This window comes from Sorangium sp. So ce590 (genome assembly GCF_051521365.1).
GTDB lineage: Bacteria > Myxococcota_A > Polyangia > Polyangiales > Polyangiaceae > Sorangium.
In genome coordinates, this window is record NZ_CP150346.1 from 7,371,550 (window position 1) to 7,395,971 (window position 24,422).

At 71.0% G+C, this 24,422-nt stretch carries 17 protein-coding genes; 7 read left to right on the forward strand and 10 right to left on the reverse strand.

Annotation, left to right across the window (positions count from 1 at the left end; translation table 11 throughout):
- Window positions 1-404 precede the first annotated feature (404 nt).
- Window positions 405-950: a hypothetical protein gene (locus WMF28_RS27420; RefSeq protein ID WP_437596278.1), complete on the forward strand. Its 546-nt coding sequence runs from the start codon at window positions 405-407 to the stop codon at window positions 948-950.
- On the opposite strand, the gene WMF28_RS27425 is transcribed toward WMF28_RS27420, so the two are convergent.
- From WMF28_RS27425 to WMF28_RS27445, 5 genes are all read right to left on the reverse strand, one after another.
- Entirely contained in the window at window positions 863-1,258 is a 396-nt protein-coding gene (locus WMF28_RS27425) for an alkyl sulfatase C-terminal domain-containing protein (protein WP_437604321.1), read from the reverse strand. The genes WMF28_RS27420 and WMF28_RS27425 overlap by 88 nt on opposite strands.
- 43 nt (window positions 1,259-1,301) lie before the next feature.
- A complete protein-coding gene (locus tag WMF28_RS27430; RefSeq protein ID WP_437596279.1) occupies window positions 1,302-3,338 on the reverse strand; it encodes an FG-GAP-like repeat-containing protein in 2,037 nt (678 codons plus the stop codon).
- A 175-nt stretch (window positions 3,339-3,513) separates the two neighbouring features.
- Entirely contained in the window at window positions 3,514-4,488 is a 975-nt protein-coding gene (locus WMF28_RS27435) for an NAD(P)-dependent oxidoreductase (RefSeq protein ID WP_437596280.1), read from the reverse strand.
- 11 nt (window positions 4,489-4,499) lie between these two features.
- Window positions 4,500-5,285, reverse strand: coding sequence for an aldo/keto reductase (locus WMF28_RS27440; RefSeq protein ID WP_437596281.1), 786 nt, complete (start codon window positions 5,283-5,285; stop codon window positions 4,500-4,502).
- A gap of 96 nt (window positions 5,286-5,381) precedes the next feature.
- Entirely contained in the window at window positions 5,382-6,341 is a 960-nt protein-coding gene (locus WMF28_RS27445; protein WP_437596282.1) for a GNAT family N-acetyltransferase, read from the reverse strand.
- A 134-nt stretch (window positions 6,342-6,475) separates the two neighbouring features.
- Between WMF28_RS27445 and WMF28_RS27450 the strand changes: the two genes are divergently transcribed.
- The 4 genes from WMF28_RS27450 to WMF28_RS27465 all read left to right on the forward strand — a co-directional run bounded on the left by WMF28_RS27450 (window position 6,476) and on the right by WMF28_RS27465 (window position 14,781).
- Window positions 6,476-8,254: an SUMF1/EgtB/PvdO family nonheme iron enzyme gene (locus WMF28_RS27450; protein WP_437596283.1), complete on the forward strand. Its 1,779-nt coding sequence runs from the start codon at window positions 6,476-6,478 to the stop codon at window positions 8,252-8,254.
- A gap of 70 nt (window positions 8,255-8,324) precedes the next feature.
- Window positions 8,325-9,152 (forward strand): ABC transporter ATP-binding protein, encoded by an 828-nt coding sequence (locus tag WMF28_RS27455; protein WP_437596284.1) that lies wholly within the window; start codon window positions 8,325-8,327, stop codon window positions 9,150-9,152.
- A gap of 312 nt (window positions 9,153-9,464) precedes the next feature.
- Complete coding sequence (locus WMF28_RS27460) at window positions 9,465-12,641, forward strand: FG-GAP-like repeat-containing protein (RefSeq protein ID WP_437596285.1); 3,177 nt, start codon at window positions 9,465-9,467, stop codon at window positions 12,639-12,641.
- A gap of 217 nt (window positions 12,642-12,858) precedes the next feature.
- On the forward strand, window positions 12,859-14,781 hold the full coding sequence (locus WMF28_RS27465; RefSeq protein WP_437596286.1) for an ABC-F family ATP-binding cassette domain-containing protein: 1,923 nt from the start codon (window positions 12,859-12,861) through the stop codon (window positions 14,779-14,781).
- A gap of 16 nt (window positions 14,782-14,797) precedes the next feature.
- On the opposite strand, the gene WMF28_RS27470 is transcribed toward WMF28_RS27465, so the two are convergent.
- From WMF28_RS27470 to WMF28_RS27485, 4 genes are all read right to left on the reverse strand, one after another.
- Entirely contained in the window at window positions 14,798-16,969 is a 2,172-nt protein-coding gene (locus WMF28_RS27470) for a catalase (RefSeq protein WP_437596287.1), read from the reverse strand.
- Between the two features lie 351 nt (window positions 16,970-17,320).
- On the reverse strand, window positions 17,321-18,421 hold the full coding sequence (locus WMF28_RS27475) for a sugar ABC transporter permease (RefSeq protein ID WP_437596288.1): 1,101 nt from the start codon (window positions 18,419-18,421) through the stop codon (window positions 17,321-17,323).
- Window positions 18,418-19,941: a sugar ABC transporter ATP-binding protein gene (locus WMF28_RS27480; protein ID WP_437596289.1), complete on the reverse strand. Its 1,524-nt coding sequence runs from the start codon at window positions 19,939-19,941 to the stop codon at window positions 18,418-18,420. The genes WMF28_RS27475 and WMF28_RS27480 overlap by 4 nt, the downstream gene beginning before the upstream one ends.
- 217 nt (window positions 19,942-20,158) lie before the next feature.
- Window positions 20,159-21,019: a hypothetical protein gene (locus WMF28_RS27485; protein ID WP_437596290.1), complete on the reverse strand. Its 861-nt coding sequence runs from the start codon at window positions 21,017-21,019 to the stop codon at window positions 20,159-20,161.
- 323 nt (window positions 21,020-21,342) lie between these two features.
- Here WMF28_RS27485 and WMF28_RS27490 point away from each other — a divergent pair, with 323 nt between their 5' ends.
- Complete coding sequence (locus WMF28_RS27490) at window positions 21,343-22,080, forward strand: hypothetical protein (RefSeq protein ID WP_437596291.1); 738 nt, start codon at window positions 21,343-21,345, stop codon at window positions 22,078-22,080.
- 2 nt (window positions 22,081-22,082) lie between these two features.
- Window positions 22,083-23,252 (forward strand): zinc-dependent alcohol dehydrogenase, encoded by a 1,170-nt coding sequence (locus WMF28_RS27495; protein ID WP_437596292.1) that lies wholly within the window; start codon window positions 22,083-22,085, stop codon window positions 23,250-23,252.
- A gap of 164 nt (window positions 23,253-23,416) precedes the next feature.
- Here the strand turns inward: WMF28_RS27495 and WMF28_RS27500 are convergent, their stop codons facing one another.
- The gene (locus WMF28_RS27500) at window positions 23,417-24,070 is read right to left on the reverse strand and encodes a DUF4142 domain-containing protein (RefSeq protein WP_437596293.1); all 654 of its coding nucleotides are present in this window, start codon (window positions 24,068-24,070) and stop codon (window positions 23,417-23,419) included.
- Window positions 24,071-24,422 lie beyond the last annotated feature (352 nt).

Here is a 24,422-nt window from a genome sequence, read left to right on the forward strand (position 1 = left end):
ACACTCTGCCGCAACCGACGAGGGAGCGTCGACCCGCATACTAATCGCCAGGTGAGCCCTGTAAATCAAATTATGCGCTCACGCACTTTGTTGCCGTTCATGGGCAGGAGCTCCCGTTCGTGGACAGGAGCTGCCGTTTGTCCACGGGCGATCTCGTCCTTGGCACGTCCTCGGTCGCGATCCGCTCAATCCGCCGAGCGAGAACGACGGCGAGCTAGCGGCACGCCGCGCCTCGCACGACGCCCAGCCGTTCCGCCGCGGCATACGCGAGAAGCAGGGCAACGCGGAAGGCGACGTGATTCACAGCGAATTCACAGTGAAACAACGTGACGCGCCGCTGAGCCGACGTTTACCGTGCGCGTACGCTGCACACGCGTGTCCGCCCCGCAAAGGAGGGATGACCGATGCTCCGCAACGCGAAGATCAACGCTCTGCGAATCGCCCAGCTCACCGTCGCCGCCATCATGGCCGCCGCAGCCCCGGTGTGCTTCACCCTCGCTGCACCCGCGCGCGCAGCGGTCGTCGACGTTCAATGCGTGGGATCCTTCAACCGATCCTTCAGCCCGGCCGTCACCGTCACCCCCCAGAACGTCACGGTGACCGAAGGCTTCGACTACGACACCTGCGTGATCGGCCCCAGCGCCACCGGCGCCGCCACCATCACGGTATCCCTCAGCTGCGTGCCCGTCACCGCGGCGCCGCCGGAGACCGAGACTGTCACCTGGAACGACGCCACCGGCGGCACCAGCACCATCAGCTGGTCAGCCCCCACCGTCGTCGGCCAAACCGTCATCTTTACCGGGACCGTCACCGCCGGGCGCTTCGCCGGCGACTCTGCCACCAAGGTCACATCCGGGATCAGCTATCTCGGCAGCGTCGTCGGATGCCTGCTCGGCACGCCCGTCAGCAACACCACAGGCCTGGTCGCCAGCATCGTGCTCACCCAATGAGGGCCGCTGCCCTCACGGAAGCACGATGTCGAAGCTCGGATCACCCTCCTCGATGACCGACAGCAGCTGCTCGAGCACGCCCAGCTCGCCGCGGGCGTCGGTCCCCTCTCCCCGCTCAGCAGCGCGATCAACCGCGCCTTGCTGAGGCTGAGGGTGAGCTGCGCCTCGCCGTCGGCCTGGCGCTCGACGTAGACGAGCACCCCATTTCGCAGCGTGACGCGGTAGTTATGCCTGCGGGAGGGGGGAGACCGTGAGCCGCTCCGTCGAGCTTCGAGGCTGCCACGTGCCGGGACGCCCGGTCTCGTCAGGAGACTTCCCGGACGATACGCAGCATAAGGGCGAAAGGGCGGGTCAGAGTCCGTTGGGGATCACGGTGAGGGTGCCGGATCCCCTGTTGGTCAGGACGAGATCGTCGTATCCATCGGCATCCAGGTCCGCGACGGCGATGGCGTTGGGGCCGGGCGAGGCGCCGGTCGGGACGACGGGGCCCGTGACGAAGGTTCCGTTGCCGCTACCAGTCATCGGGCGGACGCCGCCCGAGGAGGTGGTGACCAGGAGGTAGGCGTCGAGCTTGCCATCGCCGTTGAAATCACTGGCCACGACCCCCAGCGCCGAGTTGGCGATCGCGCTGTCCCCGGCCGCGGACCCAACGCCGCTCGCGACAGTGCCGTTGCCGTTCCCTTTGAAGAAGAAGAGGTACCGGCCGGCCGCGCCGTTCGAGAGGATGTCGAGCTCGCCGTCGCCGTCGGCGTCGCCGAAGGCGATGCCCGCTGTCTGGCCGTTAACGGCGTTGGTGTAGGCGACCGGTGCGGCGAACGAGCCGTTCCCTTGGTTGATGAGGATCGACAGGCGCGCGGAGGTCGGGCTCGTCACCACGATATCGGAGAAGCCGTCGCCGTTCAGATCACGGCAGGCGATGGTCGACTGCACGCCGCCGGTGGCCGCGATGGGGATGAGCACGGGCGCGCCGAAGCTGCCCGCACCGGCGCCGAAGAGCACGCTCACCTGGTTCAGGGTCACGCTGGTGGTGGCGATGTCGGCCGCCCCATCGTGATCGAAGTCCCCGGTACAGAGGTGGACGGAGCCCGGGGTGCCGGTGGTGAAGCTCGTCGGCATGCCGAAGGTTCCGGGCGCGCTCGGGCCCAGGTTTCGGTAGACGCTGATGCTCCCGTTGATGTCGGGCAGGTTGGTCTGGCCGTCGACGGTGACGGCGTCGAGCCACCCGTCGCCGTCCACGTCCACCGCCACGACCGCGTTGCTGGAGAGCGGGGCGCCCGTGTAGTAGAGCTCCGGCTGGACGGTCGCGTCGCCGTTGCCGTGGAAAACGGAGAGCGACCCGGAGGGTAACATCGACGATCCGGATTCGGCGTTGGCCGCCAGGATGTCGAGCTCACCGTCGCCATTCACATCGGCGACCGCCGGAGCCATCGGGTTGTGGGGGACGGAGGTGTTGATCGGCGTGCCGGGGACCTGGCCGGAGGGCGGGGTCTGGCAGCCACCGTTCGAGCAGATTTCACCCGCCCCGCACGCGAAGTTGCAGGCGTTGCAGTGGGAGGCGTCGCTCTCGAGGCGCACCTCGCAGCCGTCGGACGTGAGCCCGTTGCAGTCCGCGAGGCCGCCTTCGCAAGCCTCGCAGCTGGCCCCCTCGTAGGTGGGCGCGCACTCGCAGGTGTAGCTGCTGAGACCGTCGGTGCAGGTCCCGCCGTTCTGGCACGGGTTGGGCGCGCACTCGTCGGCGTCGGTGCACGTCACCCCGTCCCCCTCGTACCCCTCGTCGCAAGCGCAGGTGAAGGAGCCCGCCGTGTTGGTGCACGTGGCGTTCGCGTCGCAGTTGGCCGTAGCGGCGGCGCACTCGTCGACGTCCGTGCACGTGACGCCGTCGCCGGAGTAGCCCGCGTCGCAAGCGCAGGTGAAGGAGCCCGGCGTATCGGTGCACGCCGCGTTCGCGCCGCAGTTGTCGGTGCCCAGGGCGCACTCGTTCACATCGGTGCACGTGCCGCTCTGGCAGGTGAGGCCGTCGCAGCACGGCGCCGTGGCGTCGCACGGCGCGTTCACAGCGAGACAGCCCTGGCCGCCGCAGGTCGGGTCGTAGAGCGGCGAGCTCGGGTCGAGGCTGGTGACGTAATCGTCGGCATGGTGGCTATGCTCGTTGATGCACACCTGCTCGCTGATGCGAATGATCGTGTACGGCTCCGTCGCGGAGCCGGTCTTGTGACAGATCTGGACCGTACCGTTGACGGCGTAGTGATCGCACTGCTCGGGGGTGAGCGCGCCGTCGTCATCGCTGTCGGCCGCAGAGGGACCGGCGCCGGTGCAGCTCACGAGCAGCAGGGAGGAGAAAGCCGGGATCGCCAGATAGCCGAGAAGAGAGCTCTTGAGATGGCGCATGGTTGGTCCTCTGTTGATGTTCAAGCGGGGTGCCGCGCGATGCCGAGCCTGCGCTGGCCGGAGAAACGGAACCTGCCTTGGGTTGAGAGAACATTTTCGCGCTCGCGCTCGTCCTCGGGCGACGAGGTATCAGGGATGCTGCCGTGCGCCGCACCTTCGCGAGCGCGCCCGCGCCTCAGATCACCCTGTCCTCGAGCGGCTCCCCCCGCTCGAACCGCCGCAGGTTCGCCAGGAAATGCTCGACCTGCGCCTCCGGCTCCTCGCGCCGCCCGCCGGCGGTGTGCGGCGTGATGAAGCAGCCCGGTGCGCGCCAGAGCGGGTGCTCGGGCGGCAGCGGCTCGGGATCCGTCACGTCGAGGTACGCGCCCGCGAGGCGGCGCGCCCCGAGCGCCTCGAGCAGCGCCGCCTGGTCGACCGTGGCGCCCCGGCCGACGTTGAAGAACCACGCGTCGGGGCGCATCCGCGCGAGGAGCGCGCGCGAGACGAGCCGCCTCGTGCTCTCGGCGTCAGGCAGGGTCGAGACCACGTGGTCCGCCCACGCGAAGGCGTCGCCGAGCGCCTCCCTCGCGACGACACGGCCGGGCTCGTCGCCGCGGGGATGGGACCGCAGGATGCGCAGATCCACCTCGAACGGGGCGAGCAGCGCGGCGAGGCGGCGGCCGATGGCGCCGAAGCCGAGGAGCAGCACCCGCCGGCCGCGGAGGAGCGCGCTCCGCGAACGCACGGGCGCGTCGGGCCAGCCGCGCGGGCCGAGCTGGTTCTCGAGGCACTCGGGCAGCCGCCGGGAGGCCGCGAGCAGGAACGCGAGCGCGTGCTCCGCGCAAGGGTCGGCGTAGACACCGCTGCTCGTCGTGAGGACGGCGCCGCGGGCCGCGAGCGCGGCGCGCACGGAGGCCACATCGTAACGGGCATAGCCGGCGGTGCTGAGGTGCACCCAGCGCAGGCGCGGGGCCGCGCAGACGTCGTCCGGATGCGGCTGGCCAAAGACCACATCGGCGCCCAGAACGACCGGATCCGGCGCGACGACGGCGAGGTTCGCCGCCGAGCGCGCCGCAGGCAGCGCGAGCGCGTGCGGCGCGACCCCCTCGGCGAGCAGGCGGGCCGCCTCCGCCGGGAAGACGGTGGTGCAGGCGATGACGATCGGATCCATGGACGCCCCGCTCACCCGTGCACCGCGCGACCGAACTCGCGCATCCACGCATCCTCGTCCGCGGTGAGCGGCCCCTTCGCGAGCGCGTCGAGGTTCTCCTCCACCTCGGCGCGGGTCTTCGGCCCCGTCAGCGCGAGATCCACGTGCGGGCTGGAGAGCTGGAATCGATAGCAGTCGCCCGCCGTCATCGCCGGGCCCGCCCAGCCCTTCGGCTCCTTCAAGAGGCGCCGCCACGCCGTCGCCGTGTAGGCGAGGACGCTCGGCCTCGCGTCGCGCACGTGCGGGAAGATGTCCCGCTCCGCCCCCGGATGCGCGGCGTTGTAGCGGATCATCAGCAGGTCGAGCGGCGAGGACGCCGCGAGCCGGCCCGCACGCGGGCGGTCATGGATGCTCACCCCGAGCGCGCCCACCTTGCCGCTCTCGCGCAGGTGCACGAGCTCGCGCTCGGTCGCACTCGTCCACGCGGAGCCGACGCCGAGCCAGCTGAGCAGGTAGACGTCGAGGTGATCGGTCCCGAGCTCGCGCAGGAGCTTCTCGACCCCCCTGCGCACGCCCCAGCCGAACCAGCCGACCTGCGCATAGCCGACCACCGCCACGCGATCGCGGCGCTGCTTCAGCGCCTCGCGCAGCGGATTGCCGAGCCCGCGCGCGCGCAGCGTCCAGAGGAAGAGGTTGACGCCGCGATCCATCGCCGCGCGCACGCCGCCCTCGTCGATGCCGTAGCTCGCCGCGAGGCCGAGCCGGAAGATACGCTTGCCGCGGAACGCGGTCGGCGCGCGGTGGAGCCAGTCGTCCATGCGCCGGAGCTTACACCACCTGGCGCCGGCGCTCGCGCCGCGTGCGCCACGTGCGCCACGTGCGCAACGTGCGCAACGTGCGCAACGTGCGCAACGTCAGTCGATGTCGTCGTACGCTCGGTACAGGAGGCCCGGGATGCGCGGCGTGCGGACGTCGAAGCCGAAGCCGCGATCGACCGCCTCGAAGAGCTCGATCTTGTACGCGAGCCCCTCGGGCTCGCCGACGTTGGACGAGCGGTGGCGCTCTCGCCAGAGGCCCTCGGACCGGACGAGCGGGAAGCCGCGCGTCGCCAGGGCGACAGCGAACGTCCCCGGGCCGAGATACGGCACGTCGGAGGGCTCGCCGCGATAGGCCTCCATCCGGGGCGACTCCACCCACCCGAGCCGGTCGCCCTCGGCCGAGGCGCGGATGAGGCGCTCCTTCCGGCCGTCGACGACGACGCTGAACGTGGCCTCCCGCTCGCCGATCTCGATGTCGTGCGCAGGCAGCCCGCGGCGCCACGTGAAGACGAGCGCGTCCGTCCAGCCGGCGACCCACATGCCCAGGCCGAGATAGAACCGCACCGCCGGCTGCCACGCCCAGCAGGTCTGCACGCGCACGCCAGGCACGCCGTGGGCCCACGCGACGACGTCCGCGCGGCGCAGCGCGGCGCCCGCGACGCCGCGCCCGCGGTGGGCGGGGAGCACGTAGAGGCTCGAGACCTCGATCAGCCGCTCCCCGCGGGCGCCCGTCGACAGCGCGATGGTGCCGACCCGACTGCCACCCTGCATGAGCCAGTACGGACGCACGTAGCGGGCGCCCGCGTGAGGCGTCCCGAGCAGCGCGCCGTCGCGCGTCGCCCTCGGCTCCCAGACGGCGCGCAGCTCGGCGCCGCGCGCCACCGGATCGACGCGCGCGAAGAAGCGGTTCTCGACGAGCGACGCGAGCTCGCAATCCATCCACAGGCACGTCTGTCGGTCATCCATCACCAGGGGCGCGATCGTGCCGCCCGCGACGAGCGCCGCGTGGATCGCACCCATGGGTCGATCGGCGTCGTCGTCCCCCGGAGCGCTCATCGCGCGACGCTACCACGCCGAGCGGTCCGCACGGAGCGCCGCTCGGGTCCACACGGCGGCCGGGGGCCGCTCCCGGCGCGCCACACATTCGCCGCCCACGACGGCCCCGACCTGTGCGAGACTCGCCGCGACCGATGGGCCAGGACAGCTCTCCCCGGTGCGCCGGCTGCAGCGCTCCGCTCCCGGAGAACGCCCGCTTCTGCCCCTCGTGCGGCCACCTCGTCACCGATCCCGGCCCCGGCCTCGCCGCGACGGCGTTCCCCCCCACGCAGCTCGGCGCCGGAGGGCTGCCGCCCCCCTCGCTGCCGCTGCCGCCGGTGCGGCTCCTGCCCGGCACGGAGATCAGCGTCTACCGCATCGAGTCGACGCTCGGCGAGGGCGGCATGGGCGTCGTCTACCGGGCCCACGACCGGGCGCGCGAGCGCGTCGTGGCCGTCAAATGCCTGCACTCGAACCTCTCCGGCAACCCCGAGATCCGGCGGCGGTTCGCGCGGGAAGCGCGGGTGCTCCGCTCCTGGAGCCACGACAACGTCGTCGCCGTCTACGACTTCGTCGAGCGCGAGCACCTGCTCGCGATCATCATGGAGTACGTCGAGGGGTCGACCCTGGTGCGGCACCTCGAGCGGTGGCGCGGGCGCATCCCCTTCCAGGAGATCCGCGCGCTGTTCGGCGGGGTCCTCGACGCGATGGATGAGGGGCACCGGATGGGCATCATCCACCGCGACCTCAAGCCCGACAACATCCTCGTCACGACCGGTAGAGACGGCCTGATGCCCAAGATCGTCGACTTCGGCATCGCCAAGATCCTCGAGGGGACGACCTACACCCTGAGCGGCGCGTTCCTCGGGACGTGCTGTTACATGTCGCCCGAGCAGGTGAAGAGCCCCCACGCCGCGGACCCGCGCTCGGACATCTACTCTCTCGGCGTGACGCTCTACAAGCTGTCGACAGGGCAGGTGCCGTTCGACAGCCCCAACCACTTTGCCGTGATGATGGCCCACGTCGCCGATCCGCCGGCGCCGCCCTCGTCGCTCCGCCCCGACCTCCCGCCGGCGCTCGACCGGCTCATCCTCGACGCGCTCGCGAAGGACCCGGCCGGGCGGCCGGCGTCGTGCGCGGAGTTCCGGGCGCGGCTCGACGAGGCGCTCGCGGAGTTCTCGCCCTCGCCGGCGCGGCCCTCGTCCGACGGGCGCGAGCTCGCGCCGACGGTCCGCGAGAAGACCGGCGAGCAGATGCTCCTCGTCCCCGGCGGACCGTTCCTGAGCGGGCAGCAGCGCAGGAAGCTCCATGTCGACGCCTTCTACATGGATCGCACGCCGGTCACGAACCGGCAGTTCAAGGCGTTCGTCGACGTGACGGGGTATCGCCCCGACGACGCCGACGCGAGCCGGTTCCTCTCCCATTTCAGGCGCGGCGAGATCCCCGCGGGCCTCGAGGACCACCCCGTGGTCTACGTGTCGTGGGACGACGCGCGGGCCTACGCCAACTGGGCCGGCAAGCGCCTGCCGACCGAGGCCGAGTGGGAGAAGGCCGCGCGCGGCTCCGACGGCCGCAGATACCCCTGGGGGCGCGCCGAGCCGGGGCCGGCGCGCGCGAACTACGACAACCGCGAGGGCGGGACGGTGCCAGTCGGCTCGACGCCGGGCAGCGCCTCGCCCTACGGCATCCTCGACCTCGCCGGCAACGTGTGGGAGTGGTGTGAAGACTACGACGATCCGCACTTCTATGCGGACGGCCCCTCCCACAACCCGCGCAACACGCGGCCTCCGGACAGGCCGCTGCTCGTGATGCGCGGCGGCTCGTGGATGTACGGCGCGCAGTCGCTCCGCACCTGGGCGCGCATGAGCTTCGAGGCGCACTACCGCTTCGCCGACGGCGGCTTCCGCTGCGTGCGCACGGCCTCGTCGAGCTGATCGACGCGGGCGCGGCGGCTCACGCGCTCCTGGCCAACCGGCGCCGGCGCGGATAGAACGCCGGGCGCAGATGACGAAGGTGATGGCGAGCGGCGGCGTCCGCGTGCGGCTGACCGGCATCCGGCGCGTCTTTCCGGTGCTGGACGACGCCGGCCGCGCGCGGGGGGGCAGCGCCTCCGGCCTTGTCGTGCTCGACGGCCTCGATCTCGACGTCGCGCCGGGCGCGTTCGTCGCGCTGCTCGGGCCCTCCGGGTGCGGCAAATCCACCTTGCTGCGCCTCGTCGCCGGGCTCGACCGCGCCGACGCCGGCGCGGCCGTCGTGGAGGCCGAGGAGGGCGCGGGCGGCGCGGGCGGCGCGCGCGCGCCCATCGCGTACGTCTTCCAGGACGCGCACCTCCTGCCGTGGCGGAGCGTCCTCGAGAACACCGCCCTGCCGCTCGAGCTCGCCGGGGCGCCGGTCGAGGAGCGCCGCGCCGCCGCGCGGGCCGCGCTGCTCCAGGTGGGCCTCGCCGACGCGGGCGCGCGGTACCCGGCCGAGCTCTCCGGCGGCATGCGCATGCGCGTGTCGCTGGCCCGCGCGATGGTGACGCGCCCGCGGCTGCTCCTGCTCGACGAGCCGTTCGCCGCGCTCGACGAGCTCACCCGGAGCCGGCTCGACGATCAGCTCCGCGCCCTGTGGGCCGAGCTCGGGATGACGGTGCTCTTCGTGACCCACTCGATCACCGAGGCCGCCTACCTCGCCGAGCGCGCCGTCGTGCTGTCCCCGCGCCCGGCGCGCATCGTCGCCGACCGCGCGCTCTCGCTGCCGGCGGAGCGAACCGCCGCGCTGCGCACCGAGCCGGCGTTCGCGCGCGAGGTGCGCGCGCTGCAGGAGGCCCTCGAGCGCGGCGGGGCGTGACGCGCGGGCCGGGAAGCGAAAGGGCGGCTCGACGCGCCCGGGCGTTCCTCGCGTAAACCCTCGCCGCCGCGCCCACCGTGGCCGTCCCGCACAGCGCGCGCGGCGCGCTCCCCCGCGCCGCGGACGTCGGCCGCGGGCGACGCCCATCGTGGGCAGAGCTCCCACTCGCCGCACGAAGTCGCGCGCGAACGCGCTTCCATGCCGACTGCGCGCCCGTACAATCGCCTCATGCCCACGTGCCCCCGGCGGATGCTTCCCCTCGCGCTTCCTTGGTTATGGCTCGCTGCAACGGCCTGCAGCAATCCTGAGATCGTGACGAGCCCGGGCGAGGGCGGCGGGGGTGGCGGCAGCACCAGCGGAGGCACAGGCGGCGGGTTCGTCGGGACCACGGTCGGCAGCGGCGGGGCGGGCGGCGTCGAGAGCGGCTGTGGGGACGTGGACTGCCGGCCGGATCAGCGCTGTGAGATGGAGGACGGACAGGGCACCTGCGTCGACAACACCTGCGCCGACCTCACCTGCGGCCCGACCGAGCAATGCCGCATGACCCCGGAAGGGGGCGCCATCTGCGTGGATATCAGCTGCGAGGACGACCTCGGCTGCCCCTTCAACCAGTTCTGCAACGGCACCATCTGCGTCGCCGACGCCTGCACCGCCGGCGAGCGGACGTGCGACGGCGAGCGCCTCCTCTCGTGCGTCTCCAACGGCAGCACCACGAGCGAGCTCTTCACGTGCGGCGGCGAGGCCTACTACGAGAGCACCTGCACCGACGACGGCATGGGGAACGCGAGCTGCCCCTGCGAGGACGACTGGGACTGCCCCACCTACGCCGCCTGCGAGGTCGGCTCCTGCTCCGGCACCGGCGCCGCGCCCACGTGCCTCTTGCCCCCGGAGCCGTTCGAGAGCGTCCTGCCGCAGGTCGAGTTCACGTGGGGCGGGAAGAGCCGCGCCAACACGGACGCCGTCGGCAGCCCGTTCCCGGTCTCGGCGCAGAACGTCATGACCCCGCTCGTCGCCAACCTCGACGACGACAACGGCGACGGGCTCATCAACGAGCTCGACTTCCCCGAGATCATCTTCACGACGTTCTGCGGCTCGACGTACAGAGACAGCGGGGTCCTCCGCGCGATCCACGGCGGCGGGCCCGACAAGGGGCGCGACTACTTCGCGGTGCTCGGGGCGCAGGTATGGCACGAAGGCGACCCCATCAACCCGTCCTACCTCTGCGCCGACGCGACGCTGATGCCGACCGCCTCGCTGGCCGTCGGCGATCTCGACGGCGACGGCATCCCGGAGATCGTCGCGATCACCGAGTCGCGAGGGCTCCAGATCTTCACCAACACGGGCGAGACCCGGCTCGTCGCGAACGACCTCTGGCTCGCCGCCGACTACTACAACGAGCCGGCGCCGGCGATCGCCAACATCGACGGAGAGGGGCTCCCGGAGATCGTTGTCGGGGCGCACGTGTTCACGCTCCGCGTCGACGCCACGACCCGCGCGCTCTCGATCGTCGACAAGTTCAGGGGCAGGGAGGCGCAGGGTATCCAGGGGGATCCGGCGAACGCGGCCAACCGGCTCGGCCCCATCGCGTGCGTGGCGAACCTCAAGGACGACCACCGGCTGGAGATCGTCGCGGGCAGCACCGCCTACGCCCTGCCCCGCCCGCCGGAGGGCGTGAAGAGCAGGGCCGAGTGCGCGCCCCCCTACACGGACCCGGAGGCGACCGCGTTCTGCAACGGGGAGCTCGTCGTGGTCTGGGACGGGCAGGCCGTCAACGGCGTGGACGAGCTCGGCGCGAAGAAGATCCCGGACCTCCGCCGCGACGGGTTCTGCGCCGTGGCCGACGTCCTCGGGGCCGACCAGAGCGCCGCGCCCGGACCGAGCAACCCGCTCGACCAGCTTCCGGAGGTGATCCTGTTCAACAACGGGTATTTCTTCGTGCTGAACGGGCAGGACGGCAAGATCGCGCGCAGCATGGCGATGGGCGCGAGCGCCAATTTCGACGGCGGGGCGCCGAACGTGGACGACTTCGACGGCGACGGCTTCCCCGAGGTCGGCACGGCGTTCGGCGGGCGCTACGTTATGCTCGACCTCCAGGAACCGACGGCGGAGTGCCCGGAGTGGCCGAACGCGCTCAACGACAACGGCTCGGGGACAGCCAACCCCGCGCGGACGCCGAACGGGAAGGCGTGCACGACCGACGAGGAATGCGGCGGCACCGGCGCGGCGACCTGCAACACGCAGCGGGGCACCTGCGTCTGCTACCACAACGGCTGGCGGCGCGTCATCGAGGACAACTCCAGCCGCGCCACCGGGTCGAGCGTGTTCGACTTCAACGGCGACGGCGCCGCCGAGGTCATCTACAACGACGAGTGCTATTTCCGCATCTACGACGGCGTGACCGCGGACGTCCTGTTCAAGGAGCACTCCCCGAGCCGCACGCGGACCGAGTACCCGGTCGTGGCCGACGTCGACAACGATGGCAACGCCGAGATCGTGTTCGCCACCTCGAACGAGTCCGACAACTGCCGCGAGGGCGTCGATTACAACAACGGCCTCGAGGTCTGGGGCAGCCCCACCGACACCTGGGTCTCGGCCCGCCGCATCTGGAACCAGCACAGCTACCACGTGACGAACGTGCTCGAGAGCGGCGGCATCCCCGTGCGCGAGCCCGAGAGCTGGAAGACGTACGGCGGCCGCGTCTACAACACCTACCGCTCGAACCCGCGGTCGTACGGGATCGCGCCGGACCTCGCGCTGGACGCCATCCAGATCTCGTCGCCCGACGCGGCCTGCGGCGAGCTCACAAACAACGTCGAGATCACCGTGCGCGTCAAGAACGAGGGCGATCTGCGCGTGGGCCCCGGCGTCGTCCTCAGCTTCTACGGCGAGTGGGACGCCGCGGACGGCTGGGAGGCGCTCCTCGACGAGACCCTCGTCCCGCTGGAGGCGGTCCTCCAGACAAGCATCGAGCCGCACAGCTCGCTGCTCCTCACGGTGAGCTACGACGCCGCGAACAGCCCGCTGGCGATGCTGCCCGGCCGCGTGCGCGCGGTCGTCGACGAGAAAGCCCTCGAGCGCGAGTGCAACGAGAGCAACAACGAGCAGATCGTGGTCGTGGACGAGGGCGACGCGCTGCCGGACCTCCAGATCGAGCTCGGCCGGGTGACGGACGTGAAGTGCAGCACGCAGGAGGTCGACGTCCCGACGACGGTCACAAACGTCGGCTCCGCGCCCGCGAGCGACGTGCGGATCCGGTACTACGCCGGCGATCCCGGTCAGGGCGGGACGGTGCTCCACGAGGAGGTCCTCGCGGGGCCGATCGCGCCGGGGGCGCGCGTGAGCCTCACCGCCACCATCGACGAGTTCCCGTGGAACCTCTCGATCCTGATCTACGGCGTCGTCGACCCAGACGGCGCGATCGACGAGTGCAACGACGGGAACAACAAGGACGCCGCCTCGGACAAGGTGGCGTGTGAGCGCGTCGACTGACGCGGCGCCGTCCGGCCGCCGGGGCCTCCCGCCGGCGGCCGGGCGCGCGCCGCGCCCGTCGGGCTCCCGCGGCGGCGCACGGCGCCCCTGGACGACCGCGGCGGCGCATGAACCCCCCGCTCTCCCGGGGCGCAGTGCTATGCCTCTGCCCCCGCGGCGCCGCGCGGCGCGCCGCTCCTGACGGCGCGCGCCGCGCCGCCCAAGCCCCCAAAGCGCCATGCTCGGAACGTCCAACCTCGCGAAATCCTTCGGTGATCGGACCCTCTTCGAGGGCGTCTCGCTCAAGCTGAACCCGGGGTCCCGCTACGGCCTCGTGGGCGCCAACGGCTCGGGGAAGACCACCTTCCTCAAGATCGTGGCCGGCGACGAGCCCGCGACCGAGGGGAACGTCAGCCTGCCGAAGGACGCCCGCGTGGGCGTGCTCCGGCAGGACCGGTTCCTCGACGACGACCAGATCATCCTGGATCTCGCGATGATGGGCGATCGCGTCGTCTGGGACGCGCTCGTCGAGTCGCGCCGCCTCGCGGAGGAAGGCGGCGACGCCGGCCGGGTCGCCGACCTCGAGGACCGCATCCGCGCCCACGACGGCTACACCCTGGAGGCGCGCGCGAGCGCCGTCCTCGAGGGGCTCGGCATCCCCGTGGAGGCCCACCGCAGGTCGCTCTCCACGCTGTCGGGCGGCTTCAAGCTGCGCGTGCTCCTCGCCCAGGTCCTCCTCGGCGGCTCGGACGTGCTCCTGCTCGACGAGCCCACGAACCACCTCGACATCCTGTCGATCCGGTGGCTCGAGAAGTTCCTCGCCGGCTACAAGGGGTGCGCGGTCGTCATCTCGCACGACCAGCGCTTCCTCGACAACGTCGCCACGCACATCCTCGACGTCGACTACGAGACCATCACGCTCTACACGGGCAACTACGCCGCCTTCGTCGTCGAGAAGCAGGCGATCCGCGAGCGCAAGCAGGCCGAGATCGCGCGCGCCGAGAAGATCATCGCCGACAAGCGCGCGTTCGTGGAGCGGTTCGGCGCCAAGGCGACCAAGGCGCGCCAGGCGCAGAGCCGGCTCAAGCAGATCGAGAAGATCGAGGTCGAGGAGCTCGCCGACACGTCGCGGCGCACCCCGGCGTTCCGGTTCGCGGTCCAGAGGCCGAGCGGGCGCGACGTGCTCGAGGCGCGGGGCATCTCGAAGGCGTACGGCGACAAGCAGGTGCTGCGCGACGTGTCGCTGTCGGTGCGGCGGGGCGAGCGGGTCGCGGTGATCGGGCCGAACGGGCTCGGCAAATCCACGCTGCTCAAGATCCTCGTGGACCGCCTCGCGCCCGACGCCGGCGGCGCGTCGTGGGGGCACGAGGTGCGCGTCGGCTACTTCGCCCAGGACCACCGCGAGCTGCTCGTCGACGGATCGATGACGCCGCTCTCCTTCCTGTGGGAGGCGTGCCCCGACGAGTCGCCGAGCTACGTCCGCGGCCAGCTCGGCAAGGCGCTGTTCTCGGGCGACGACGTGGAGAAGAGCGTCGGCTCGCTCTCCGGCGGCGAGGCGGCGCGGCTCATCTTCTGCCGGATCCTCGTCGAGCGGCCCAACGTGCTCGTGCTCGACGAGCCGACAAACCACCTCGATCTCGAGGCGATCCACGGGCTCGTCGAGGGGCTCAAGGCCTTCGAGGGGACGGTGCTCTTCGTCTCGCACGATCGCTTCTTCGTGTCCGAGCTGGCGACGCGCATCCTCGAGGTCACGAAGGCTGGGCCGCGCGATTTCCCCGGCACCTACGAGGAGTACCTGGCCGGCTGCGGCGACGATCACCTCGACGCCGACACGGTGGTGCTCAAGGCGAAGCGCGAGCACCAGAAGGCGGCCGCCGCGCCCGAGGCGGGCGGCTCCTGGGAGGAGCAGAAGCGGCGGCGCAACCGGCAGAAGGAGCTACCGGGGCGGCGCGACAAGGTGCTCGCGGCGATCGAGGCGGCGGAGGCGCGGAAGAAGGCGATCCACGACCTCTACTGCAGCGACGGGTTCTTCGAGCGCACGGGGCAGGCGGAGATCGCGGCGCTGAACGCCGAGGAGGAGGCGCTCGGGCCGCGCATCGACGCGCTCATGGCCGAGTGGGAGCAGCTGGAGCAGGAGATCGCGGAGCTCGGGGCGCCCTAGTCTCGCCGACGAGCCATCAGGCTGGGATCTGCGCGATGTCCTCGCGGTCCCAGTGGCGGTGCTGCGCGATCGCCCGGAGGAGCTCGTGGGTGAACGGCGCGAGCCCGGCGGGATCGCGCAGGGTGACCACGCCCTTGTCGGAGAGGAGCGGGCCCGCGGCCGGCGTGTCGGCCAGCGCCACGCCGCGGATGAGCGACGACGAGAGGAGCGCGACGCCGTCGCCCGTCGCCCCGATCGCCTTGCAGTGCTTGAACGCCTCGTTGACGAAGTGGACCGCCTCGCCGATCGCCGCGAGCGCCTCCACGCTGGCGCGCCCGCCGGGGACGTAGACCGCGTCGAACATGACGGATTTCGTCGTGAGCAGCGTCCTGTCCGCCTCCACGGTGCTGCCGTCGTCCCCGAGGATCGGTCCGAGGCGCGTCGACACCACCTGCGCATGCGCCCCGGCCGCCTCGAGCGCCGCCCGCACCGCCGCGAGCTCGGCGCCGCTGAACCCGTCGGCCGCGAGCACGGCGACGAGCCGGCTCTTCACCGTGTCCTTCACCGTGTTCTCCATGCTGAGCGCCGGCGATGCGTCCACGGAGCGCTTGCCCGTGGCCTTGCCCTTCGACGGCGCCTGGGGCCGGCCCGCGGGCGGCGCGACGCCGACGCCCTCGGCGACGAGCCTGCCGAGCTGGGTGTCGACCTCGCCGAGCCGCGCGACCATGCGCTCGCGGACGTCCCGGGTCGCGACCTTGCCGAGCTCGAAGCGCGCCGCGCGGACCAGGTGCTTCTTCTCGGGCACAGAGAGGCTGTTCCAGAAGAGCCTCGGCTGGGTGATGTGGTCCTTGAACGTCTCGCTCCGCTCGCGCAGCTTGAGCCCGACGACCCGCTCGGGGTAGTGCACGAAGGCGCCCGTCTGCCACGACGCCGTCACGGGGCAGCCGCCGGCGAGCGAGTTCGGGACGTAGTGCGCGCGCCCCTGCTTGATCCGCTGCTGCATGAAGCCGTCCCGGTTCTGGTTGTGCACCGGGGCGAGGGGGCGGTTGATGGGGATCTGCGGGAAGTTCGGGCCGCCGAGCCGAAGGAGCTGGGTGTCGAGGTACGAGAAGTTCCGGACGTGGAGCAGGGGATCGTCGGAGAAGTCGATCCCGGGCACGACGTTGGCCGTGTGGAACGCGACCTGCTCGGTCTCGGCGAAGAAGTTGTCCGGGTTGCGGTTCAGCGTCAGCTTGCCGATGCGGCGCACCGGCACGAGCTCCTCCGGCACGATCTTCGTCGCGTCGAGCAGATCGAAGTCGAAGGCGAACTCGTCCTCTTCCTCGATGATCTGCACCCCGAGCTCGTACTCGGGATAATCCCCCCGCTCGATGGCGTCCCAGAGATCGCGGCGGTGGTAGTCCGGATCCCTGCCGGCGAGCTCCTGCGCTTCGTCCCAGACGAGGGAGTGCACGCCGAGGAGCGGCTTCCAGTGCAGCTTGACGAAGCGCGATTTGCCCTGCGCGTTGACGAAGCGGAAGCTGTGGACGCCGAAGCCCTCCATCATGCGGAAGCTCCGCGGGATGGCGCGATCCGAGAGCACCCACAGGGCCATGTGGGTCGACTCCGGCATCAGCGAGATGAAGTCCCAGAAGGTGTCGTGAGCGGACGAGGCCTGTGGGATTTCCCGGTCCGGCTCCGGCTTGATCGCGTGGATGACGTCCGGGAACTTGATGCCGTCCTGAATGAAGAAGACCGGGATGTTGTTGCCGACGAGGTCGAAGTTCCCCTCCTCGGTGTAGAACTTCGTCGCGAAGCCGCGCACGTCGCGGACCGTGTCCGCCGACCCGCGCGAGCCGACCACGGTGGAGAACCGGACGAAGACCGGCGTCTTGGCGCTCGGGTCCTGAAGGAACCCCGCCCGCGTGTACTCGGCCATCGGCTCATAGACCTGGAAGTAGCCGTGCGCCCCCGAGCCCCGCGCGTGGACGACGCGCTCCGGGATCCGCTCATGGTCAAAATGCGTAATCTTTTCCCGTAGATGAAAATCCTCAAGGAGTGTTGGCCCTCTGGCCCCTGCCTTGAGTGAGTCATCGGTGCTGTCGATCCGGATGCCCTGGTCAGTCGAGAGGACTGTGCCTGTCAGGTCCTCGCGGTGGGGTTCCAGGCTCGCGACCTTGCTGTTCGGGTCGATGCTCGGGCTTTGGTTCTTCTTCCCTTGGTCGGCCATGCGTCCTCCTCGTCCTCCTGCCGGTCCAGGCCCGCAGCAGGTGCCGATTGGATGCGACCGACAGCCCCCCGTCGCACCAGACGCAACTCTTCCTCTCCGCCCCCTCTACGCGCCGGACAGACCCCCCCTCTCCCGGACGAGCGCCAACTCACGACCCCCCGACCGCCAGCTCACGACCCCCCGAGCGGCGGCTCACGAGCCCCCGACCGCCAACTCACGAGCCCCCCAGCGGCGGCTCACCCGCACAGGAGACGGGCCCAGATCGGCGTTTTCGGCGCACAGGCGTACTCCAGTACGCCGAGCACCGAAAACGTCGAGATGGGCCCGTATCCGAAGCGGGTGAGCCGCCGCTCAGTGGGAGCGGGATTTGCGGCTGGCCATGTCGATGCCGACGGCGAGGATGAGGATCACGCCCTTGATGATCGGCTGCCAGAAGCTCTCGGTGTTCATCAGGCTCATGCCGTTGTCGAGCGACGCCATGACGAGCGCGCCGAGCAGCGCGCCCCAGATGGTGCCCTGCCCGCCGAGGAGCGACGTGCCCCCGATCACCGCGGCCGCGATGGCGTCGAGCTCCATCATCCGGCCGGCGTCCGAGGTCGCCGAGCCGACCCGGGCGGTGAGCACGATGCCCGCGATCGCCGCCATCACGCCCATCAGCGTGAACACCGCGATGAGGTGACGATCGATGTTGATGCCGGAGTAGAAGGCCGCCTCGCGGTTGCCGCCGATCGCGTAGAGGTGCCGCCCGAACGTTGTGTGCTTCGCCAGCACCGTGAACGCGCCCGCGAGCAGGATGACGACCAGCACGGGGAACGGGACACCCTGGTAGGAGTTCATCAGCGCGGCGAACGCGAGGGTGAACGCGGTGAGCCCGATCCACGGAAGGCGCGCCGAGCCGGTCGCGCGCGCCGCCTTGTACAGCAGCACGACGGAGAGGAGGCCCGCGCCCGCCCAGCCGAGCGCGTGCGGCACGTACGCCTGGCCGACGAACAGGTAGGGCCGCGCCGGCGACACGGAGACGCCCCCGGTGGTGCCGAGCATGGCGCCCTGGAAGATGAGCATCCCGCCGAGCGTGACGATGAAGGGGGGAATGCGCAGACGCGCCACGAGGGTCCCCTGCACGAAGCCAAGGAACGCCCCGAGGGCGAGCGGCAGGAGGAAGGCAGCCGGCAGCGGCCAGTCGAGGTTCACGTAGATGATCGCCGACGTGGCGCCGAGCAGGCCGGCCAGCGCGCCCACCGAGAGGTCGATCTGCCCCGCGACGATGACCATCACCATGCCGATGGCCAGGATCGAGGTCACCGACATCTGCCGCGCGAGCAGCGTCAGGTTGCGCGACGTCACGAACGTCCCGTCGGTCGTGATCGAGAAGGCGACCCAGATCGCGATGAGCGAGCCCACCATCGAGAGGGCGCGCCAGGGGATACGCACGCGAAGCTTCGCCTCGCTCATTCCGTCACCTTCCTCGTTGCTGCAGCCATCACGCGCTCGGCGGTGGCGTCCTTCCGGTCGAGGCAGGCGGTCGCCCTGCCCTGGGTGAGGACCAGCACGCGGTGGCTCATGCCGAGCAGCTCCGGCAGATCGGAGGAGACGAGCACCACGGCGAGCCCGTCCGAAGCGAGCTTGTGAATGAGCTGGTAGATCTCCGCCTTCGCCCCGACGTCGATGCCCCGGGTCGGCTCGTCGAGCAGGAGCACGCGCGGCCCCGTCATCAGCCACTTGCCGATGACGATCTTCTGCTGGTTGCCGCCCGAGAGCTGGTTCGCGAGCGCGAGCGGCCCCGGCGCCTTGGTCCTGAGCGCCCTCATCTGCTCGACCGCCGTGGACTCCCGCGCGGCGTGATCGAGGAAGAGCCCCTTCACGAACCGGCGCAGGGTCGCGAGCGTGATGTTGTCGAGGAGGGTCGCCTCGAGCACGAGGCCGTAGCGCTTGCGATCCTCGCTGACGAGCGCGATGCCCGCCTCGATGGCCTGGGCGGGCGCCGTGAACGGCGGCGACGCGGGCCCTCCGCGGACCGAGATCGCGCCGGTGACGCGGCTCTGGGCCGCGCCGAAGATCGTCGAGACGAGCGCGGTGCGCCCGGCGCCCATGAGGCCGCCGACGCCCAGCACCTCGCCGGCGCGCACCTCGAAGCTCACGTCGCGCAGCACGAACCGCCCGGGGTTCCCCGCTTCCTCGACCGACCAGCGCTCGACCGAGAGCGCGACGGGGCCCTCCGGCGGCGGCGGGCAGGGATAGAGGTTCGTCACCTCGCGCCCGACCATGAACGAGATGACCTTGTCCGGCGAGAGCTCGGTCCGCGGCTGCGTCGTGATCGATTTGCCGTCCCGGAGGACCGTGATGCGGTCGGCGATCTCGAAGACCTCCTCGAGACGGTGGCTGATGTAGATGCAGGAGACGCCGCGGGAGCGCAGGTCGCGCAGCAGACCGAGCAGCGTCCTCACGCCGGAGTCGGTGAGCGCCGCCGTGGGCTCGTCGAGGACGAGGATCTTCGCGTCCTTGAGCAGCGCCTTCGCGATCTCGACCATCTGCTGCTGGCCGATGCCAAGGTCATTGATCGGGCGCTCGGGGTCGACGTCGAGCCCCACGCGCGCGAGCGCCTGCCGCGCCACGGCCCGCACCGCGTCCCAGTCGATGAGCCCTCCCCGGACGGGCTCGCGCCCGAGCACGAGGTTCTCGGCCACGGTGAGGTCGGGGACGAGCGCGAGCTCCTGCGCGATGAGCGCGATCCGGTGCTCCTCGGCGCCGCGCATGCTGCGGAACTCCACGACGCGGCCGTTCAAGCGGATCTCGCCGCCGTACGTGCCGGCCGGGTAGTAGCCGCACAGGGTCTTGATGAGGGTGCTCTTGCCCGCGCCGTTCTCGCCGCAGAGGGCGTGAATCTCGCCCTCCTGGAGGTCGAACGATACGCCGTCGAGGGCTTTCACGCCCGGGAACTGCTTCGTTATCGATGCGAGCTCGAGGAGAGGCATTGTCCTGGGAACAGGTGCGGAAGCGCGGCCACGTTTGCCCGGGACACGCCCGCGATGCAAGCACTTATTTCGGGCGGCGCATCGGCGACGCACGGACGAGCTGCGCGGGCCGTCGTCGCCATCGCCGTCGCCCGGGCCAGCTGGAAGCGCAGGACGCGCAGAGCGAATGACGGCCCGCGGCGCGACGGCCCCTGGGGGGAGGCCGGCGCGAGGGCGCTCAGTTGTAGAAGCCGAGGTCGTCGATGTAGAGGTCGAACGAGGCCGCGTCGGTGATCTGGAACTGGATGGAGTAAAGCTTCGTCGCGTCGATCTGCGCGGTGCCCGCCGGATCGCCCCAGCCGCCCTGCTTCATGTCCGCGAAAGGAATGGTGAACTGCTGCCACTCCTCGGTGACGGCGAGGTCCTTTTTCCACGGGTCGCACTGGTCGGAGCAGGCACCGCCGACCGGGTCCGTGCCCGGGTCCGAGATCAGGACGACCGCGCCCGTGCCGGAGCCCGGACCGACCTTGGCCCAGAGGGTGATTCCGGTGTACGCCGAGGCGTCATATTCGGTCTTGGCCCCATCCGCGCTGCTCAGATCGAAGCCGAACCCGATGCCCCAGCCCTCGAAGCCCGTGCCCCAGGAGCGCGCCGCGTGCGCGCTCTGCCCGCGCGCCGGATCGAGCTCCGCCATGGTGAAAGGCGTCTCCCCCGTCCCCTCTGGATCGGGCGGAGGATTCTGCGTGGCCCCCTCCGTCCCGTCATTGAAGGTGTACCAGTAGCCGACCCGACCCCCCGCGGGCAGGAGGGCGTTGTCGCCGTCCTCCATGTCATCGATCATCTCGATCGTCTGGGGACCGCCGCCCGAGCCCGTCGTCGCCGAGGTGCTCGCGGCCGTCGAGGTCGAGGTGGTGGGGTCCGTGGTCCCCGTCGTCGTGGTCGACGGATCCACGGTGCCCGAGGTGGCGCTGCCCGCGCCGCCCGCGCCGCCCGCGCCCCCGGAGCCGCCGCCGTCGTCGTCGCCGCACGCCGCGAACGCCGCCACGGCCAGCCCGGCGATCGCCAAGTTAAATCCGCGCAGAAAAACTCTAGTCTTCATACGTTCGAGTCTCCGTAATCCGCCAAGTGCTCATCAGGAGTCGCCTTAAGCCGGACATCATGTGAGTTAAGGAGCGTCCTGGCGCGCCGAGTATCGCCCGAAATTTCAGGCACCGCAACCTCCTTCTCTCCACGCTGCAATCCGTCTTTCTCGCGTACGCCGCGAAAGGGAGCGATCGCGCGGAGCTCCTTGCTGGGGCCGCTCGCAACGGCGGTGGAGCGTTCGGAGCATCGTTGAGACGTGAGCGGCTGGATCATCGCGAGTGGCCGGCGGCTTGCAACGCGCCTTCGCGGGCTCTCTGGACGAGGCTCGAGGGGGGGAAGATGGCAAAAAAGAAGGCTGTCCTGCGAGCGCGCGCCGCGGCGCAACGGGCGGAGCAGAGCGCGGTCCGGGAGCGGAGCGCGGGCGAGGGCGCGCCCCCGCCGGAGCAGGAGAGGGCCTCGCCGGGAGCGCAGGTGTTCGCCGCAGGGCCGAGCGAGCCGTGCGCGCCGCTGCCGCGAAGGAGGGGAATCGCGCGGCGGCTCTGGAGCCGCGTGGAGACGGCGGCATACCGCGCCTTCGAGCGGATCTCCGGGCTGTCCGAGGAGCGGCCGGCGCTCGGGGTCGAGATGGCGGCGCCGGTGCTGCGGGCGCTCGGGGTGCGCGCGCCGCGGATCGCGAGCAGCGTGACGGTGGGCCGGGCGCGCGCGGCGGTGCTTTGCGCGCTGTACGACGCGGAGGGCGTGCGGCGCTATCTGCAGCGGGTCGCGCGCGTGGAGATGGGCGTGGCCGAGGGGACCTCGACGATCTGGACCTCCGGCATGGGAGGCCGGGAGCGCGGGAGGACAGGGCTCGTGTCGCTCGCCGAGGCGCCGGGCGCGCGGGGCACCGAGATCCGGGTGGTCCTGCCCGGCGCGCGGCCGAGGGGGCGGCTCGCCCGCGCGGTCGGCGCGCTGCTCGCGGAGGTCCCGAGGCGGCGGCTGCGGGGCGATCTGCGGCGGTTGAGGCAATGGATCGAGATCGGAGAGATCCCGACGACGGTGGGGCAGCCGTCCGGCCGGGCAGGCCGTGGAAGGATGTGATCATGCGAGCGATCTGCTGGAACGGGGTGAATGACGTCGTCGTCGAGTCGGTGCCGGAGCCGAGGCTCCTCGGCCCGCACGACGCCATCGTCCGCGTCTCGCTGTCGTCGGTCTGCGGCTCGGATCTGCACCTGCTCCACGGGTACGTCCCGACGATGAAGGAGGGAGACATCCTCGGGCACGAGTTCCTCGGCGAGGTCGTGGAGACCGGCGCGGAGGTGAAGCGGGTGCGGCGGGGCGATCGGGTGGTCGTGGCGTCCATCATCGGGTGCGGGCGGTGCGCGTATTGCCAGAGCGAGCTGTGGTCGCTCTGCGAGAACTCGAACCCTCACCACGTGGTGGCGGACCGGGTGTTCGGGGACACGACGGCCGCGATCTTCGGCTACTCGCACGCCTTCGGCGGGGTCGCGGGGAGCCACGCCGAGTACGTGCGCGTGCCGTTCGCGGATCACGGCGCGTTCAAGGTGCCCGACGGGGTGCGGGACGAGAGCGCCCTGTTCGCCTCCGACGCGCTCTCGACGGGCTACATGGCGGCCGAGCTCTGCGACATCCGCCCGGGCCAGGTCGTGGCCGTGTGGGGGTGCGGCGGCGTCGGTCAGATGGCGATCAAGAGCGCCTATCTCCTCGGCGCCGAGCGCGTGATCGCGATCGACAGGGTCCCGGACCGCCTGGCGATGGCGAAGGCGCACGGGGGCGCCGAGGTCCTGAGCTACGCCGAGGTCGACGTGCAGGAGGCGCTCCGCGAGATAACGGGCGGGCGCGGCCCCGACGCCTGCATCGACGCGGTCGGCATGGAGGCCGACGGCGCGGGCCTGCAGTACGCGTACGACCGGGTGAAGCAGACGTTCCGGCTGCAGAACGACCGCCCGCTCGTGGTGCGCGAGGCGATGCTGGCCTGCCGCAAGGGCGGCACGGTGTCGATCGTGGGCGTCTATTCCGGGTTCGCCGACAAGATCCCGCTCGGCGCGCTCATGAACAAGGCGCTGATCGTCAGGACCGGTCAGCAGCACGGACAGCGGTACATCCCGAGGCTGCTCGAGCTCATGCAGCGCGGCGACATCGATCCGTCGTACCTCGTGACGCACCGGATGTGCCTTGACGACGGGCCGCGCGGATACCGGCTGTTCGACGAGCGCGCGGAAGGGTGCATGCGCGCGGTGTTCGCTCCCTGACGCCGGGCCACGGAGGGAGCGGTCTTCACGGAACCATGGTTGAGCCCGGGAGGAGTGGAGGACGGAGAGAGAGTGAACCGCCAAGGCGCCAGGGACGCCAAGAGAGAGCGATCTCTCGAGAGCTCCTGGCGTCCTGGCGGTGTCGCGCTGGAAAGAGCGGGGAGCTAGCGACCCTGCCCTGACGACGTGCCCTGCTGCTTCTCCAGCGTCGCCAGGATCGTCCGCGCATGCTCCAGGTGGCTCGCCACCTCATCACGAATGCGCTGGAGCTCCTCCTTCAGGGCCGGCGCTTCCGCCTTCGGGATGAGCTGCTCGTCCAGCATCCGCAGGGCGTAGCGGTGCGTCATCACCTGGGTGGCCATGAACACCCGGTCGAATTTCTTGGCCGGCTGTTTGCGAAGGTAATTCGCGAAGACCGGCGAGTGCCCGGTGAGCATCGCGCTCACCCGCGTCGGCTGCACCTGGATCCTGTGACGCCGGAGAAGCGCGCTCAGACGGCGCTCCGCATGGGTGTGGGATTCGAGCATCTCCCTGGCGAAATCCTTGACCTCGCGCGACCGCGCCTGCTCGCGGGCGATCGTCGCCAGGGTGATCTCGACCTGGTTGCTGGCCGAGATGATCCCGGCGATGGCGCCGTCCGACACCTGGACCTGCGCGCGCTGCGAAATCGCCTGCTGCTGCTGCGGCCTCCGCTGCTGGGAGATCTGCGCACCTTGCTGGGCGTAACCTCCCCGCCCGGTCGCGTGCGCGGAGCTGGCGATGACGCTCGCGGCGAGCGCGGCGATCACCGCGACGCGATGCTTGAAATGATGACGCATGATGGTGGATTCCCTTCCTTGATTTCCACGGAGCGCTTCACGGATCCATCCGTGGACGCCCGCGGTTCACGACGTCTCAAACATCAAGCAAGCCGCGGACCCGCTCTCGACGGAATCGGCGCGACCGCGCTGCTCACCTCGATCCACGCAGGGAGGGCGATCGCCGCGCACCCGGCGAGCGCTCGTCGCCGCGTCTCAAGCCTTCACGGCGAAGAGGGAGTCTTCGCCGTCATCCATGCGAGAGAGATCGCCTCCGCGAAAGGCGTCCTCTCCGGCGGAGGCCGGCTCCCTCGGCCCTCGCGCTCCTCCGGGAAATCCCGGGCGCGGGGGGCTTGCGGGGGGCGGGCCCCGG